12 protein-coding genes and 1 pseudogene are annotated in these 15903 nt (G+C 70.3%); 9 read left to right on the top strand and 4 right to left on the bottom strand.

Annotation, left to right across the window (positions count from 1 at the left end):
- Positions 1 to 116 precede the first annotated feature (116 nt).
- Both DAETH_RS22675 and DAETH_RS22670 read left to right on the top strand, forming a co-directional pair.
- Positions 117 to 626: an MATE family efflux transporter gene (locus DAETH_RS22675; protein ID WP_264778801.1), complete on the top strand. Its 510-nt coding sequence runs from the start codon at positions 117 to 119 to the stop codon at positions 624 to 626.
- 149 nt (positions 627 to 775) lie between these two features.
- The gene (locus DAETH_RS22670) at positions 776 to 1453 is read left to right on the top strand and encodes an MATE family efflux transporter (protein WP_264778800.1); all 678 of its coding nucleotides are present in this window, start codon (positions 776 to 778) and stop codon (positions 1451 to 1453) included.
- Positions 1454 to 1561: 108 nt separating this feature from the next.
- Here the strand turns inward: DAETH_RS22670 and DAETH_RS22665 are convergent.
- Both DAETH_RS22665 and lnt read right to left on the bottom strand, forming a co-directional pair.
- Positions 1562 to 1726 (bottom strand): annotated as a pseudogene (locus DAETH_RS22665) (nucleotidyl transferase AbiEii/AbiGii toxin family protein); the annotation flags it as partial.
- A gap of 175 nt (positions 1727 to 1901) precedes the next feature.
- Positions 1902 to 3458 (bottom strand): apolipoprotein N-acyltransferase, encoded by a 1557-nt coding sequence (lnt, locus tag DAETH_RS22660; protein ID WP_264778799.1) that lies wholly within the window; start codon positions 3456 to 3458, stop codon positions 1902 to 1904.
- 142 nt (positions 3459 to 3600) lie between these two features.
- Here lnt and DAETH_RS22655 point away from each other — a divergent pair, with 142 nt between their 5' ends.
- From DAETH_RS22655 to DAETH_RS22645, 3 genes are all read left to right on the top strand, one after another.
- Positions 3601 to 3810, top strand: a complete 210-nt coding sequence (locus DAETH_RS22655; protein ID WP_264778798.1) for a hypothetical protein — start codon at positions 3601 to 3603, stop codon at positions 3808 to 3810.
- A gap of 52 nt (positions 3811 to 3862) precedes the next feature.
- Complete coding sequence (locus DAETH_RS22650) at positions 3863 to 5221, top strand: peptidoglycan D,D-transpeptidase FtsI family protein (protein ID WP_264778797.1); 1359 nt, start codon at positions 3863 to 3865, stop codon at positions 5219 to 5221.
- A 119-nt stretch (positions 5222 to 5340) separates the two neighbouring features.
- Positions 5341 to 6477, top strand: a complete 1137-nt coding sequence (locus DAETH_RS22645; RefSeq protein WP_264778796.1) for a peptidoglycan DD-metalloendopeptidase family protein — start codon at positions 5341 to 5343, stop codon at positions 6475 to 6477.
- 168 nt (positions 6478 to 6645) lie between these two features.
- On the opposite strand, the gene DAETH_RS22640 is transcribed toward DAETH_RS22645, so the two are convergent.
- Complete coding sequence (locus DAETH_RS22640; protein ID WP_264778888.1) at positions 6646 to 10650, bottom strand: NACHT domain-containing protein; 4005 nt, start codon at positions 10648 to 10650, stop codon at positions 6646 to 6648.
- Between the two features lie 173 nt (positions 10651 to 10823).
- A complete protein-coding gene (locus tag DAETH_RS22635) occupies positions 10824 to 11513 on the bottom strand; it encodes a restriction endonuclease (RefSeq protein ID WP_264778795.1) in 690 nt (229 codons plus the stop codon).
- A 364-nt stretch (positions 11514 to 11877) separates the two neighbouring features.
- On the opposite strand from DAETH_RS22635, the gene DAETH_RS22630 reads away from it, so the two are divergent.
- From DAETH_RS22630 to DAETH_RS22615, 4 genes are all read left to right on the top strand, one after another.
- Positions 11878 to 12765: a C39 family peptidase gene (locus DAETH_RS22630; RefSeq protein ID WP_264778794.1), complete on the top strand. Its 888-nt coding sequence runs from the start codon at positions 11878 to 11880 to the stop codon at positions 12763 to 12765.
- Positions 12766 to 12970: 205 nt separating this feature from the next.
- Positions 12971 to 13462, top strand: coding sequence for a TlpA family protein disulfide reductase (locus DAETH_RS22625; RefSeq protein ID WP_264778793.1), 492 nt, complete (start codon positions 12971 to 12973; stop codon positions 13460 to 13462).
- A gap of 184 nt (positions 13463 to 13646) precedes the next feature.
- A complete protein-coding gene (locus DAETH_RS22620) occupies positions 13647 to 14723 on the top strand; it encodes an acyltransferase (RefSeq protein ID WP_264778792.1) in 1077 nt (358 codons plus the stop codon).
- 164 nt (positions 14724 to 14887) lie between these two features.
- Positions 14888 to 15853, top strand: coding sequence for an alpha/beta hydrolase family protein (locus tag DAETH_RS22615; RefSeq protein WP_264778791.1), 966 nt, complete (start codon positions 14888 to 14890; stop codon positions 15851 to 15853).
- The last annotated feature ends 50 nt before the right edge of the window (positions 15854 to 15903 follow it).

Below are 15903 nucleotides of genomic sequence, written 5' to 3'. Positions count from 1 at the left end.
GGCAAGCCGTTGAACGCGCTCGTGTTTGTCAGCGGTCAGACCCCGGACGGCTGGGAGAAGGGCAGGAGGCTCTGCCTGCCCCGCTTGCCCGCGTGGCGCGCGGCCAAGGTGGACTTGTGAGGTGGGCGGCCGGTCATTTTCCACCCCGCACCCAGGACCTGCAGGTCCTCGCCTGGCCCACCATCGCCGAGAACCTGCTCCAGAGTGCCGTTGGTTTTGCGGACTCCTTCTTCGTCTCCCGGCTGGGCCTGGGGGCAGTGGCCGCCGTGGGCGTGAGCAACGCCCTGCTCCAGGTGTTCTTCGCAGTGTTCCTCGCCGTCGCCACCACCTCGGGAACGTTCAGCGCCCGAGCCACTGGAGCTGGAGACGTTGCCGCCTTTCAGCGGGCGACGATGCAGGCGTTGTGGCTGGCCGTGGCGGTGGGGCTGGCCTACGGCCTGTTCGCCCTGGTGCTGGCCGGGCCGCTGCTCACCGTCATGGGGGCCGCGCCGGAAGTTCGGTCGGCGGGGGAAACTTACTTCCGTATCGTGGCCGTGCCCTCGGCAATCATCGCGGTGATGTACGCGGCGGGCGCGGTGCTGCGCGGGGCCGGGGACACCCGGGCGGCCTTGCGGGCGGGTTTATGAATGAACGCCGCACACGTCGTCCTCGACCCGCTGCTGATCTTCGGGGTGGGGTTCGGCGGTCTGGGGCTCGTGGGGGCAGGGGTGGCGACCGTCCTCGCGCGGCTGCTCGGGGCGCCCTGCTGCTCGGGCGACTTCGCCGGGCCGGGGCGATGCCGTCCTCCTGGCGGAAAGCCGGGCCGGATGTGGGGGTGCTGCGCCGCATGGCCCGCCTGGGTCTCCCCAGTGCCCTGGAACGGCTGGCAATGCGCTTCGGGCAGATCGTGTACTTCGGGCTGATCCTGTGGCTGGGCACGGAGGTGTGCGCCGCCCACACCCTGAGCGGCAACTTCACGCTGTTCGCCTCGGTCGCTGGGACGGAACTGGCGGCGGCCACCAGTGTGCGGGTCGGCCAGCGGCTGGGCGCGGGAGAGGAGAGGGAGGCACGGCGTTACGCCTGGGCAGGCGTGCGGCTGTCCTCCGCCCTGATGACGGGCCTGGCGCTCCTTGCCTGGATCGCGTCGTTCCGGGGTGCGAGCCTGTTCACGGGGAATGCGCGGGTGGTGGCCCTGATCGTGCTGGCTCTGGGCATCGACGTGCTCACCCAACCCGCAACGGGGGTGATGACGGCCCTGACCGCGACCCTTCAGGCGGGCGGCGACCCGCGCTTTCCCATGTGGACGACGCTGGTGGGCATCTGGGGGATACGGACACTGGGCGTGTACCTGCTGGGCGTCCAACTCGGCTGGGGCCTGGCGGGCGTGTGGCTGGCGACCCTGCTCGACAATTACCTGCGCGCCGCCGTGCTGTGGTGTCGCTACAGGTCGGGGCGTTGGGTCCGGGAGCTGTAATGCGTCGGGCCGAGGTTGACCCCGGATGCTGACAGAGGGGGTGAGCCCTGAGCGTGTGTTTCCGCGTCGCTGCTGGCGTGCCCCCGCATTGCGCGACATCTTGGCGAGGTTTTGGGGGGTGCGACCCGACGCGCTGAGCAGGCCCAGGGTGATGTCGAGGTCCTCGCTGAAGCGGGTAACGGCAGCGTACCCTTTGGAGAGGCTGGTCCCTCCCTTGAACGCCATCGGGACCTCGCTCCCACCCAGCGCGAAGGTCTGGGCGAGCGCCCACACCAACCACAATGCTGTCCTTGGTCAAGCGGGAGATCGCTTGGTCGATACTCGCGCGCGTGCCGTAAAGCAGCAGTTCCGTCGGTAAGAATGGCTCGCCTTCAGGTTGCCGCTCCACGAATTGGCGCACCTCCGTGCTGGCCTTCGCTTTCACAAGAATGATAAATAGGTTACAAACTTAGCCGTCGTCCGGTCCAGCCTCGGGAGCAGGAGCGGCGGTGAGGCACAACGGTCTCCCCGGTCGGCGGTGACCCGGGTGCAGGGTTGCGATCAACAACGTCAGCACACTCCCCCAGACCACCCAGTCGCCGTACCGCACGAAGGGGGTGCGGGTCGCCGAGACGTCGAAGGCGACCCGGTAGGCGCCCCGCTCCCCCCGGGGCGCACGGAACCGGACCCGGCCCCAGGGGTCGATCACCGCGCTCACCCCGTCGTTCCCGGCGCGCAGCAGGAACCGCCGGGTCTCGATGGCGCGCAGGCGGCCCATCTGGAAGTGCTGCTCGGCCCCCGCTCCCCGGCCGAACCACGCGTCGTTGGAGATCACGACGAGCAGGTTCGCCCCGGCCCGCACGGCCTGGCGGCTGAGAGACCCGAACACCGACTCGTAGCAGATGCTCACCCCCGCCCGCAGGTCCCGCAAGAGCAGCACGTTCAGGAGCCTTCCGGGGGTCAGGCTGGTGGAGCCGGCCATCCCCAGGCTCCTGAGCACGGGGGTGTAGAGAACCCCCAGCACGCCCGAGAAGGGCAGGCTCTCCCCGAACGGCACCAGGACGCGTTTGTCCTGCCGACCCGTGACGCCGCCGTCCACGCCGTAGGCGCTGTTGCGCGCCTGACCGGGCACGTCGCCCGGGGCGCCGAGCAGCAGGGGCACCCCCAGCCCCCGCAGGGCGGGCAGCGCCCCCGGGTCGGAGGCGGGCAGCGGACTCGCCGTCTCCGGCCACACGGCCAGGTCCGCCGCCCCCGGGCGCAGGGCGCCCCGCGTCAGGTCGAGGTAGACCCGGAACTCGTCGAGGGTACGCCCCCGGGCCTTGAGGCGCGGATCGATGGCTCCCTGCACGAGCACGGCGGTGCGGGGAGCGGGCGCAAGGGGGGGCGTGACCTGTCGTCCCCACACGAGGCCGGCGCCCCAGACGGCCAGCCCGGCCAGGAGGACCGGGGGCCGCCCGCCGCCGGGGCTGGCCAGGACGCTGGCGGTCCCGGTCACCAGCAGCGTCAGGAGCGAGACCCCGCCGACGCTGGCGAGCTGGGCCAGCGGGGTCTGGGTCAGGGCGTACCCCGGCGCGCCCCACGGAAAGGCCAGGGGACCCTGGGTGCGCAGCGCCTCGAGCAGGACCCAGGCGAAGGGCAGGGCGAGCAGGGTGCGGGGCCCGAAGGCCACCCGGGTGAGGGCCAGGGGGGCGGCCCAGGTCAGCGCCGCGGCGGGCAGGACGAGCACGGTGAGGAGCCCGCCCAGCGGCCCCAGCACGTCCGCCATGCTGGCGGGCAGCCAGGCGAGGTGCGCGCTGAAAAAGGCCAGGGCGAACACGAACGCGTGACCGAGGGCCGCTCGCCCCCCCGCACTGCGCGCCAGGCGGCGGTGGAGCACGGCCAGCGGCAGCGGCGCGAGCACGGCCAGCGGCGACGGCAGGAACAGCAGGCCCAACACCACGCCGCCCAGCGCGTCTCCCAGCCAGGGGGGCAGGGGCGCTGGGTTGAGGCGGGCTCGCCAGGCACGGAAGGTGACGCGCTCGTTCACGGGCCGCACGCTACGGCAGTCCTGTTCAGGTGCGGTAAAGCTTTACACGACGCAAACACACCCCGCCTAAGCTCCCGGTGGAGGAACCTGACATGCCTACCTGCCCCCCTGCCCTCTTGTTGTCCGCAGTTCCGGGGTCCGCGTGACCTCGCCACGTCCGCGCCGGGGACGGTCGGGCGCCTGGCTGGCGGCGGCCCTGCTGCTCGCCACCGTGCTGGGGGCGGCCTGGCTCGCCCGTTCCATGTCGGACCGGGGCCTCACCGGCAATCCGGCCATGAACCCCGGCATGCCCGGGATGAGTCAACAGAACATGCCCGGTATGGGCGGCGCCCCCGCACCCGCCACCCCCTGAGTCCGCAGACCCCCGGCACCCCCCTGTCCTGTTGGAGAAAGACCCTTCACCCGTGCCCCACCCCCTGTTTCACGCCAGTGACTTCCACCTAAAACGCCGCGCGGCCAGCCTCGCCATTGCCGCCCTGCTGGCCTTCGCCTCCCTCGCGGTGGCCCTGGCCGGGGTCATCATACCGGCCCGTCCCGCGCCCGCCTCGGTGGCGGCGCCCCCCCGGGGGGAGCTGCGCAGCGCCGACGGGCGGGTGCTCGCTGGGGGCGACCTGCCCCGGCGTGTCTACCCGCTGGGCCCCCTCGCCGCGCCGGTGATCGGCTTCGTCGGCGCCTCCGGCGGCCTCGAGGGGCTTGAGCGGGCCAGCGACCCCCAGCTGCGGCGCGGCGAGGACCTGACCCTCACCCTGGACACCCGCGTGCAGGCGGCGGCCGAGAGCATCCTCACCGAGGCCCTGGAGCGCACCGACGCCGAGTACGCTTCCGCCGCCGTGCTGGACACCCGCTCGGGTGACCTGCTCGCCCTCGCCTCGGTGCCCGGGTTCGATCCGAACGCCTGGCGGGCGACGCCGCCGGACCGCTGGCGCAACCGGGCCGTCCTCGACGAGTACGAGCCGGGCAGCGTCGTCAAGGCCCTCACGGTGGCCGCGCTCCTGAACGAGGGCCGCACCACCCCCGACACCCAGTACGACACGCCGATGTGGCGCCGCTTCGCGGGGGCGACCATCAACGACATCGTGGCGCACCCCCCGACCCTCAAGACCCGCCAGATTCTGCGCTACTCCAGCAACGTCGGCATGACCCGGCTGGTGGAGGGGGTGCCCGCCGAGCTGCTGCACCGGTACTTCACCGCGTACGGCTTCGGCCGGCCCGTCCGGCTGGGTCTGCCCGCCGGGGACGGCCTGTTGCGGGACCCGGCCGACTGGAGCCCGCTGACCCAGGCCACCCAGTCCTTCGGGCAGGGCCTGACCGTCACTACCCTGCAACTCGCCGTGGCTTTCAACGTGCTCGCGAACGACGGGCGGTACGTCACGCCGCGGATCCTCGCAGGCGCCCCGAGCACCTCCCGGCGAGTCCTGACGCCGCAGACGGCCGCCACCATGCGCGAGCTGCTCCACGGGGTGGTCGACGACGGGATCAAGACGAAAGCGGAGTTGCCCGGCTATCACGTGGGCGGCAAGACCGGCACGGCCCAGGTCGTGGTGGACGGCCGCTACAGCGCCCAGGTGTTCTCCTCCACCTTCGCGGGCTTCCTTCCGGCGGCGAGGCCGCGCTTCACGGTCGCGGTGATGGTGCGCGGCGCGAAGCGGGAATACCAGGGGTCGCAGCTCGCCGCCCCCATCTTCCGGGAGATCAGCTCCACCCTGCTGTCCCTCTACGCCCTGCGTCCGGAGATGGTGCGCCCGCCGACGGCCGAACCGTGACCAGGCGGTCCCCCACCCGGTTCAGGGGAAGTCGCAGCTTCTCCCGCCTGTCGCCACCTTGCCCGGTTGTGGACCGCTTCACAGGCCGTCCCCCCCGAAATCTGTCAGGCTGCGGGCTCATGCGCCCTCTCTCGACCCTGCTGCTCGCCTGCACCAGCCTGGCCGCCGCCGTGAACGTGACGGTTCTGCCGGGCGACACGGTCCCCCGGCTCGCCGCGCGGTACGGCGTTTCCCCGCTGGACCTGCTGCTCGCCAACCCGGGCCTCCAACCGTCGGACCTGCGCGCGGGCCTCAGCGTGACCTTGCCTCCGGGCGCGGTGGGTCTCCCCGTTCCCGTGCCGTCTCCAGTCGCAGCCCCTCCCCCAGCGGTGCCTGCGGGGGAGCCCGTCGTTTCCGGGGGGCCCGTGGCTCCAGCCGGCACCACGACCTGGACCGTTCGGCGGGGGGACACCCTCTCGGCGGTCGCCCGCCAGCATGGGCTGACCCTGGCCGGCCTGCTGGCTCTCAACCCACAGGTGGACCCGGGGCGTCTGCTGATGGTGGGGCGCGTGCTGGTGGTGCCGGTAGGATCAACCCCGGCTGCTGGGGTGGCGCCGGAGGCAACGCCCAGCTTGCCTTCGCCCCTGGCCGCCTCGCCCGCAACTCCGCCCACCAGCGGGGTGCCCGGGGCGACGTCGTCTGCCTCACCTGCGCAGGTCGTCTCGGTGGTTCCCCCGTCTCCCCAGGAACCGGTATCGCCGGGGTCCACGCCTGCCTTCCCCGTACCTCCCACCCCGGTCGTCCCGGCCCCCGGAACCGAGGCCGCACCTCGCCAGGAACTGCCGGTGAGCGGTGCCCGGCTGACGAGTTCCTTCTCCCCGGTGCACCAGGGCATCGACCTGGCCGTCCCGCAGGGAACGCCGATCTATGCGGTGGCGGCGGGTGTGGTGGTGGAGTCGTACTTCGACGCCCGTTCCGGGTGGGGCTGGACGGTGCTGCTCCAACACGAGGGGGGCCTTCGGACGCGCTACAGCCACAACAGCGCGAACGTGGCGCAGGTCGGGGAACAGGTCCAGGCCGGGCAGCTCATCGCCCGGGTCGGCAGCACCGGCCACAGCACCGGGCCGCACGTGGACTACCGGGTGTACGCCGCGGGCGGGGCCATTGACCCGCTGGCCCCGGCGCCAGTCCCCTCGGCCGTGCGCGGATGTCCGGCCACCCAGCTTCTGCCATCGCCCCAGCTTTCCCCCAGTTCTGCCTGGTCACCCTTCCCCTGACCGTTTGAGGGTGGAGGTGCACCGCCCAGTTCACCCGGGATGGAGGCCCGACATGGAATGGCGCCGGTGAAGGACCATCTCCACCCCCTGCGTCATATGGTGCCCCTCGTTCACGTCGGCTCGCTTCCTTCAAATGCCCGGCGGGTGGATGACGGGAGCCGTCGTTGGTCAAATCGCGTCCAGGAGGCTGTGCAGAACAGGCCGCACGCGCCCGGCGAGCAGGTCAATGCCCAACGGCGCGGTGGTGTCCTCGCCGCTCAGCCGTTCGACTTCTGCGGTGCACCACTTCCGAAGCTCATCGGAGAGCACTCCCGCACGGGCCAGAAGCCTCGGGACCGTGGCGAGAGCCGATGGATGACGGTCCGTCGTCAACCAGGTGGCCAAGGCCGCGCCAAACGCCGGGTCGTGTCGCAAGCGCCGGACCAGCGGGGGCACGATGCTTTCGGAAGCGATCTTGGGAACCGACGCGCAGTGTTCGAACGTGGCTTTGAGCGCCTCGATCAGTTTCTCCGGCGTGGAGTGCAGGCCAGCCAGACGAAAGTAGAGAGGATATGACGCGCTCGCCTTGTTGGCTGCGTACCAGTCGTATGCCTCCCTGACGACAAGGCTGTCCGGCCAACCTTCCGTCAGGGCCATCAGAACGTCCTCCCGGGGAGGCATCTCGCCAAGCGCCGTGGTGAGACGTTCCGGCACCGGGCCGCTTCCTCCAAAGTGCTTCCCCAGCAACTGGGCCGCTGCAAGGGGAGTGTCTCGGTAAGAATTTTCCTCCTCGAGCGCATCCAGGCACGCCTCCAGCAGGAGCCCACTCCCGGGAAGTACCCGCCCCAGGAACTGCAAGATGGCCGGGGAACGCCTGAGCGAGCGGTGCTGTTCTATAACCTGCAACAGTTGCCGGCTCATCAGGGGGGACCCTTCCGCGTATGCCGCCAGGGCGGCAAGGCTTGAGACACGGACTGCGTTCTCCTCGCGACCCTTGAAGAGGGCCGGACCCACGACTTCACGGACCTCCTCCCAGTGCTGCGCGACCGTGGCCACAAAATTTCCGGCGGTATCGAAAGAGGTCTCCAACAGGGGATGGATCCATTCCGTGATCCTGCGACCATGAACCTCGGCGGTGACTGCACCGAGTTCGCCGAGGGTAAGTAACCCGGCGATGCCCGCCTGTAGACCGGTATTGCCTCCTATGCCGGGCGTACTCGCGTCCCGCACGAAGAGCTCGACGATGGGCGTCAGCTCGCGCCCTTCCGCCCGGGCGCGAAGGGCCAGGCTGATGGCGCACTGCACGCGCGTCTCCGGATCGCCTTCTTCGTTGTGCGCCTCCAGCAGGCCCAGCACTTCCTGCGGGTCGCCCCAGCGCTGCCGGAGCTTGGAAGCGATGACGAACCGTGAACCGGGGTCGAGCGGCATCGACCGGTCCCGCACCGCCTGCCGAATGGCCGCGTCGTGCCGCAGGTGATAGGCCACGGAGCCTGCCCACTCCGCGCCCTCCTCTAAAAGCTGCCGGGCGTATTCCAGCATGCGCGGCTCCTGGGGGAAGAACTGCAACACGTGATCGAGCCCGCCGTACCCCAGCCCACGCGGCCTGCCCAGGTGGGGGAAGGCGGCATCGAGCATGGCCGGACCAACCTCGCCCACCCCGACCTTGGCCAGTCCGCTGAGCACGAAGTCGGGCCGGGCGCACTCTGGGTCGCGCAGCAAGGGCAGAAGCCGCTGACGAGCGGCGTCGGCGTCACGCATGATGTCGGGAATGAGGAACCCGATACTGGCGGCCACGTCGTCCGGTCCGGTGGCGAGCGCCAGGAGTCGGGGGGCCACCTCCGGGTCATCCATGCCCCAGCCCTCCAGCAGGGCGTGGACCGGCCAGTGTCGGAACCCGTCATCAAGACTGCCGAGCAACTTCGTCTTGGCGAGAGCGGTCCGGCGGACCAGGGACGCGAAGAACAGATCGCGCTCCCCCAAATCGCCGCCCTCTAGGCGGGCGTCGATGGCCAGCATGACGGCGGGAGCATCACGAAAATGGCGGAGCAGCAGTGGCCACGCGTTGCTCACGCCCAGGAACGGAGGTTTCTCTCCACGAATCTCTTTGCCGACTGCACCCAGCACTTGAGGATCAGAAGAAAAGCCCCTCAGCAGCACCTGCCAATTCAACTCTCTGTCCATTCCGGCCTGGGAACCGCCAGGCAGGCAGGCCTCTCTCACTCTCGGGTCCCCTGGCCACCCCTGCACTAGAACGTCAACCACCAGATCGCGGAGTGTGTAAGAGATTCCTCCCCCGTATCCGCGAAAGGACAATGTATCGTTCAACTGCATGTCGGTGAGTCGACCCTGTTTGGCCAGACCGGTATAGGCGAGGAGGCGATGTTCGGGATGGGGTGAGGCGGCGTGATGGTCAAGCATCTCCGAGAGGTCTAGGGCCTCCGGCCACCCGAGGACGAGCGCGTGAAGGGCGCCCGCCTGGGCCTCGACCGAGTGGGCCTGCCGTGCGACGCGCGCGAGCTGCTCGAACAGCCCAGGCTGTTGGTTCCCCAGCGCAGCCAGAGCTTTGGCGGCAGCGATCCGCTCCGAGGCCTCCTCTTCATGCAACCCCTGGAAAAGCAGTGCGACGGTTTCCTCTTCCAAGGGCCACGTGCCCATGGCCTCGAGTGCGCTTGAACGGTAGCGCAGGCGCTCGGGGAACCAACGGCGAAGCCGCTCGTGCACCAGATCTCGCACCTTGGCGGATTGCAGACCATCAAGCGCGTGGCCCAGGAGCCGTTCACGCTGCGGCACCCACGTCTCTCGCTCGATGGCCGCGAGCGTGTCGTGCGCAAGCTCCTGCGCCACTGCTGGCGGAACTGGGAATTCCCCGAACGCGGCCTCCGCCAGCAGGTGGGCCAGGTGTTGCCGCTGCGCGACGGTGCCACCCGGGGCGCGCAGCACGTCCAGAAGCTTCCGTGCCTGTTGCGGAAGCCGCGTAAAGTGCAGCGTGCCCAGCAAGACCTCACGCCACTGGGCGTCGAGGCGGCGCGACCGGACGACCTCCAGCTGGTCGTCCAGCCGTGAGAGGTACCCGGCGGCCAGGAATTCCTGCAACGAACGGTGGAAGAAGCCCGCCTCGTGCGGCGACCGCCCCACGAGCAGCCCCGAGTTGGTCTCCCCGACGGCGACGAGGCGCGCCGCAGACGTGCGGGCCTCGCGCCGCCCGAGGCCCAGGCCCACCTCATCGTCCTGCAGATACGCGGCGACCACCTCGCTGGCGGTGTCGATGGAAATCACGCCCTCGGGGTGGGCACAGTGCATCTCATACGCGAGGCGCTCCAAGGCCTGCCGCGTTTCCAGCGGGGAGAGGGAGTGGTCGTCGTCCCCCATCGCCGCGGCCCGCCGCCGACGCCGGGGGTGCGCCTCCAGGAGGTGCTTGACCACCTCCTCGTACACCCGGAAGCGGCTGCGCGGCAGGGCGACCTCCGCGCGGCGCAGGGCGACGAGCAGACACAGCAGGAGCGGCACGGCCGCCAGGTGCGCGAGGTCTGGTGAGTCGCGCAACTCCTCGAAAAAGGCCTCGACCTCCGCCGCCGTCCGCCGCACGACCGCGTCATCACCCAGGTCCTCGTCCGCGTTTCTCAGCTGGTGGGCGAACCAGATTTCGGCCAGGCGGCGCTGCTGTGCCTCGGAGAGGTCGGCGATGTGCCCGTCCGCCCAGCCGCTCAGCTTGGCCTTGAATAACTTGTAACCGTCCGGGCGACTGGAGAGCAGCACCGGCACCCCGCGTTGTTGCACGAACACCCGCAGCCGGTCGAGCGCGAGCTCACCGTAGTCCGAACGCACGTACTCGTCCAGGCCATCGACGACGAGGAGCAGGCGCCCGTCGTCCAGGGCCCGGTCGATGAGCGGCGCGAGGTCCTGGGCGTTGAAAGCGCGCAACCACTGCCCCATCACCTCGTGCAGAGAGATGGTGCCCTCGCCTTCGAACGAGATCACGCGCGTCCAGAAGGCGAAGGGGACCCACACCGGGAGGTGCTGACCCCACCGGCCCGCCACCTGTCCCAGTTCTGGCGCGTCGTCGAGCAGGTCGAGGGTCACGAAACGCAGCAATGTGCTCTTTCCGGAGCCAGGACCGCCGAGGATTACATGGGCGTCGTGCTCGACCAGCCAGCCCTCCAGTCCCCGCCGCCGGGTGTCGGCGGAGGGACGCACGGTGCGGACCTCCCGGCGGCGCCGCCGCGCCTCAGGGCTGTGTTCGGTCTCGGGTTCTTCCTCGTCAGGACGGGGGGGCCGCGAGGCCGGAAGACTTCCGGGCGGCGCGTCGAGAATGTCCGGCAGGATAAACCGTTCGCGCAAGGACGGCGCGTGGACACGGCCGGCGTCGGTCAGGGCCACGCCGGAGTCATGTTGCTCGAACACTGACGCGTAAAACGACCGGAGCCCCTGGCGCAACTGCAAGAAGTTGGGGGCGTCGAGACGATCTCCCAGCGCCCGCGCCGCGTCCTCACCGCAAAAGGCCTCGACCCAGGGGCGCCCGAAGAAATCGTCCACGACCTCGGGCGCCTGCTTGAGCAGGTGGTTGAGTTCGTCCGCGTCCCAACGGAGGAGCTGGATGTGGTGGGCCTCCAGCACCCCTGTTGTTCGCGGAACATGTCGTCCCGCTGCTTCCCCCGCAGGCTTTCCATCGTGCACAGCACGAAGGCGGAGGTGCGGTCACGCCCCACGAACCCGTCCTCCTCCAGGAACTTCTCGACGGCCGCCTTGATCCTCGCGGGGCCGAAGTCCTCGACGCGTTTGCACTGGTACACCACGTACTGTTCGCCGTCGAGTTCGCGCGCGTACAGGTCGATGCCCGCCTGCGCGTCGCCCTGCTCACCGTACAGGCGGCAGCCCTCCACCGCGGCGTCCCGCTGGGCGAGGCACAGGCACAGCCGTTCAAAATCCTGCCAACTCAGCTCGTGGTACGGCAGCTCCTGCAGGCGGGTATGGACGGGTGGGTTCATGGCCCGCCCGACCGGCTGGGAGAGCCAGGTGGGCAGGGGCGCGAGGGCTTGGGGCGCGGCGGGCAGGGTCACGTCCTTCACGATAGCTGCCGGACAAACCCCCGGTGGAGGACTTCGACCGTCGCCAGCTCACCCGGAACGCCCCAGGTCACCGTCTCAGTGTGTGGCGTGGAGGGCGGCTCCAGGCTCCGCTTCCGCAACGTTCGTCTTGAGGGATACCCACGAACAGGTGGAGGTCGGGTTCGTGACCTTGATCCACGCCCTCCACCTCGCTCTGGAAAGAGCCTGAGATAAGCGGCGGACGATGCTCACCTGCGGGAGCAGAGCGGGAAGCCCGGCGCGCATCTGTCCCAACGAAGGCTCAAACGCGGGCCCTGCTCGCCCGACGCGTTCTTTACAGGTTTTTTACAGGCCCCCGGCAAGATAGGCCATGCCGATGCGACCGCTTCCCCTGTTTTCGCTGGCTCTTTGCGCGCTTGCCGGGTCGGCGTCCGCCCTGCCCGCGAGCGTCACCCTGAAGAACATCCGCCATCAGTACCAGGGCCCGGACAACTGTGCCCCGGTGACGGCGCTGACGGTCCTGGGGTACTACGGCACCCGGGTCAGCCAGGTGCAGGTCGCGAATGCCATGAAGGACTACCCCGGCGACCCGCAGGTCACCAGCCTGGAACTGGCCGCCTACCTGGGCCGCTTCGGGCTGCGCAGCGTCATCCGCTATGCGGGGGACGCCGAGGTGCTGCGCGAGCTGGTCTCCCGCGGCTTTCCGGTGGTGGTGCAGCAGCGCCTGCGGGCGGGCAGCAACGTGGCGCACTTCCGCACCGTGTACGGGTACAGCCGGGGCCGCTTCCTGGTGAGCGACCCCATCCGGGGCCCCTCGCTCAGCCTCACCACGGCGGAGGTGCAGGACCTGTGGCGGTACTACAACGGCGAGTACCTGGTCGCGTATCCGCCCGGGAAGGAGGCGCGGGTGCGGGCGGCCCTGGGCGAGGACTTCGGCGTGGCCGCCAACTGGCGGCACGCCAAACTCCACGGGGAGCAGGACGTGAAGACGCGCCCGAACGACCCCTATGCCTGGTGGGGCCTGGCCAAGGCGAATCTCCGGCTGGGGAACGTCGCGGCGGCCTCGGACAACTTCGACCGGGCGGTGGCGCTGGGCGTGCCGACCCTGTACCTCCTGTATCGCCAGGAGGCCTTCGAGGCATGGACCCGGGCGGGCAAGCACCGCAAGACCCTGAACCTAACCCGGCGGGCCCTGAGGGCCTACCCACGGAGCAAGGAACTGCTGCATTTCGAGAAGGTCGCCAGCCGCGCGCTCGGGGCGTAGGGGTGCGTCACGGCGAGGTGGGGCGGTGCAGGGGAATGTCGGACCATCCTGGCCGTGCATCGTGACCCCGGGGACGCCGCTCCGCCGCCGCGTGCCCTCTCCGGCCAAACGCCGGTCCCGCCCGGGGTGGACTGGTGCCCTCCCAGCCCTCATCTCCGGGCGGTACAACCAGGCCGCACCATTCACCTGCTTTCCGGGAGAAGCCATGAACATTCGCGCTGCCGTCTGCCTCACTGTCCTGACCCTCCTCGGCGCCGCCCTCGCGGGTGGCGGTGGGCCGGCGGCCCGCCCCGGCCCACCGGCCCCCAACTTCGTGCTGCGCGCGGTGGGCGGGGAGACCGTCCGTCTCTCCGACCTGCGGGGCAAGGCGGTCATCGTGCTGTTCGGGGACGTCCACTGCGCGGTCTGCCGGGCGAACGACCGGTTGTTGCGCCTGTACCAGTACCAGTACGTGGACCGTGACCTGGCGGTGCTGAGCCTCCACGCGCACGTGACCCCGGCAGAATTGGCCCGCTACGACGCGCAGTTCCTCTTCGGGGTGCTCACCGGGCGGGACCCGGGCGACGTGGTCGCGCACGAGTACCGGGCCACGCTGCCCACCACGGTCTTCATCGACCGGCGTGGCCGCATTCAGCGGGTCGTGCACGGCCGCCTCGACGAGCGCGAGCTGGTGCGCGACCTCCAGGCCCTGTTGTAGTCCCCCACCCGGGGGACAGGAGGATGAATGGGCTTCTCGTTCCCCAGAGAACTGGCCCGGCTTCAGCCGGACGTGAGGCCAGCCCCCGACCATGTGGCAAGCAGGGCCGCGTGGACCCCCTGAGCGCTCCCGCGACCAGGGAGGCGGGCGATCCGCCGCGGGTGTCCGGGACCAGGGCGAGGCGTTGACCCCGGCGAAGACCGCGCCGGATGCGCGCCCCGCCCGGATGGTCGAACTCGACGTGTACCGTGGCGTGATCATCCTCGCGGTGGTGCTGCACCACCTGACGGGTCTGGCGCTGCGTCACGCGGCGGCGGGCTCCTCTCTGCGCGAGGGCCTGATGGTCCTCAACCGCAGCTCGCACTTCGTGGTGCCGGCGTTCCTCTTCCTCACGGCCCTGGTCCTGACCCGGTCCGCCCTGCGCCGCTTCCACCTCGGGACCTACGTCCGGTCACGCTTCCAAAAGGTCCTGGTGCCATACCTCTTCTGGACGGTCGCCTACGTCGGCTTCCGCGTGCTCACGGGCCAGGACCCACCGGCGGTCCTCGGGGACCTGGACCGTTGGCGGGTCTGGCTCCAGTACGGGAAGGGGTACTTCCACCTGTACTTCCTCCTGATCGCCCTGCAGTTCTCCCTGATCCTGCCGCTCTTGCTGCCCCTCTTCCGCCGCAGGCCGCGCTTCTCGTGGGTGCTGGCCGGAGCCGGCGGGCTGCAACTGCTGGTGTACCTGCTCAACCGCGCGGGCGTGCTCCACTTCCGCTTCCCGGCAACGATGGTCTTGTGGTACGTGCCGGTGCTCGCGCTGGGGATGTCCTTCGGGTCCCAGGACATGCCGTTCGAGCGCTTCTGGCACCGCTGGCGCCTCTGGATCGTCGCGGCCACGCTCCTCACGTTCGCCTGGTACGTGCCCCTGTCGGTGGCCCTGCTTCAGGGCGCGCCCGTCAGTTCCGCAGCCTACAGCCTCGCCAACTGGTCCTACACGACGGCCGCCTCGCTGGCCCTGCTGGGGCTCGCGCGCGCCCTCACCCGGGGCCCCGGCTGGCTGATGCGGACGCTCACGTCCCTGGGCACGGTGAGCCTGCAGGTGTACCTGCTGCACCCGGCCGTCTTGCTGTACCTGGAACGCCTGGGCTTCCCGGGGAACCCGGCCCAGTTCGTGCTTGTGCTCGTGGCGTACGGACTCCTGGCGCTCGCCGTGCCGCTCGCCGTGGCACGCCTCCTCGCCGGGACGCAGGTGGCGCAGTGGGTGTTCGGCCGTTGACCGCCGGAGCAGGGGCGAGCGTGGAGGAGCGCCACCCGCGAGGCCCGCGTCCAGGGCCGGCTTTACAGAACCCGAACAAGGGCCGGGTAGGGTGCGGTGGCCCCCGGAGGTCCTGTCCGGCACCCCCTCGCTGTCCCCCTCGCCCTCGTGAAAGGTGAACGACCATGCCCCACCCCTTGCGCCTCGCCCTGCTGCTCGCCGGCGTGACTGCGGCCCCGGCCGCGCAGGCCCGGCTCGCCCAGACGGACGCCGCTCCCCTCTCCATCGAGCGGATGCGGGCGCGCGCCTACCCGGGCAGCGCCCTCACCACCCGCCAGACGCTCCGCCCGGGCGCGGGCTACCAGCGGCGCGTGGTGTCCTACCTCTCGGACGGGATGCGCATCAACGCCCTGCTCACCGTTCCCAACGGTACGCCGCCCAGGGGGGGCTGGCCCGCCATCGTGTTCAACCACGGGTACATCCCCCCGCAGCAGTACCGGACCACCGAGCGGTACGTCGCCTACGTCGACGCCTTCGCCCGCGCCGGGTTCGTCGTCCTCAAGCCCGATTACCGGGGCCACGGCAGTTCGCAGGGAGAGCCCGCGGCGGCGGCCTACTGGTCTCCGGAGTACACCGTCGACGTGCTCAACGCCTTTTCCTCCCTCCAGAAATTGAAGGGCGTGAATCCCGGGCGCATCGGGATGTGGGGCCACTCGATGGGTGGGCACATCACCCTACGCGCCATGGTCATCAACCCCGAGATCAAGGCCGGCAACATCTGGGCGGGCGTCGTCGGCCCGTACAGCCTGATCTTCCAGGACCTCCCCCGCTGGGGCGGTGGCTCCGGGGGAAATGACCCCCGCGCCCAGATGCTCGCGAGGTACGGCACGCCGGACCGCAACCCGGCCCTCTACCGGTCGATCTCCCCGAACTCCTTTCTGGCGGACCTCAAGGGGCGCCCCCTCCAGCTTCACCACGGCACCGGGGACACGCACGTCCCCATCAGCTTCTCCCAGGCGCCCGCGAGGGGCCTCAAAGCCGCGGGGCAGCCCTCCACGTTCTTCTCCTACCCGGGGGACGACCACAATCTCAGCCGGAACCTGGGCGTGGCCCTCAGGCGGTCGGTGGAATTCTTCAAGAACACCCTGTAGGGTCAGAGGGTCCGGCCACGCACACGTGCTGGTGTGCGTGGCCGGACCTG

The sequence above is a fragment of the Deinococcus aetherius genome (genome assembly GCF_025997855.1).
Taxonomy (GTDB): domain Bacteria; phylum Deinococcota; class Deinococci; order Deinococcales; family Deinococcaceae; genus Deinococcus; species Deinococcus aetherius.
The sequence above is the reverse complement of the archived record's forward strand: the minus strand, read 5'-3'. Positions and strand labels throughout refer to the sequence as shown.

Excerpts from the sequence above, each read along its gene's own strand:
- DAETH_RS22670 (WP_264778800.1), top strand. The coding sequence starts at position 776 with ATGCCGTCCTCCTGGCGGAAAGCCGGGCCGGATGTGGGGGTGCTGCGC.
- DAETH_RS22645 (WP_264778796.1), top strand. The coding sequence starts at position 5,341 with ATGCGCCCTCTCTCGACCCTGCTGCTCGCCTGCACCAGCCTGGCCGCC.
- DAETH_RS22630 (WP_264778794.1), top strand. The coding sequence starts at position 11,878 with ATGCGACCGCTTCCCCTGTTTTCGCTGGCTCTTTGCGCGCTTGCCGGG.
- DAETH_RS22625 (WP_264778793.1), top strand. The coding sequence starts at position 12,971 with ATGAACATTCGCGCTGCCGTCTGCCTCACTGTCCTGACCCTCCTCGGC.
- DAETH_RS22615 (WP_264778791.1), top strand. The coding sequence starts at position 14,888 with ATGCCCCACCCCTTGCGCCTCGCCCTGCTGCTCGCCGGCGTGACTGCG.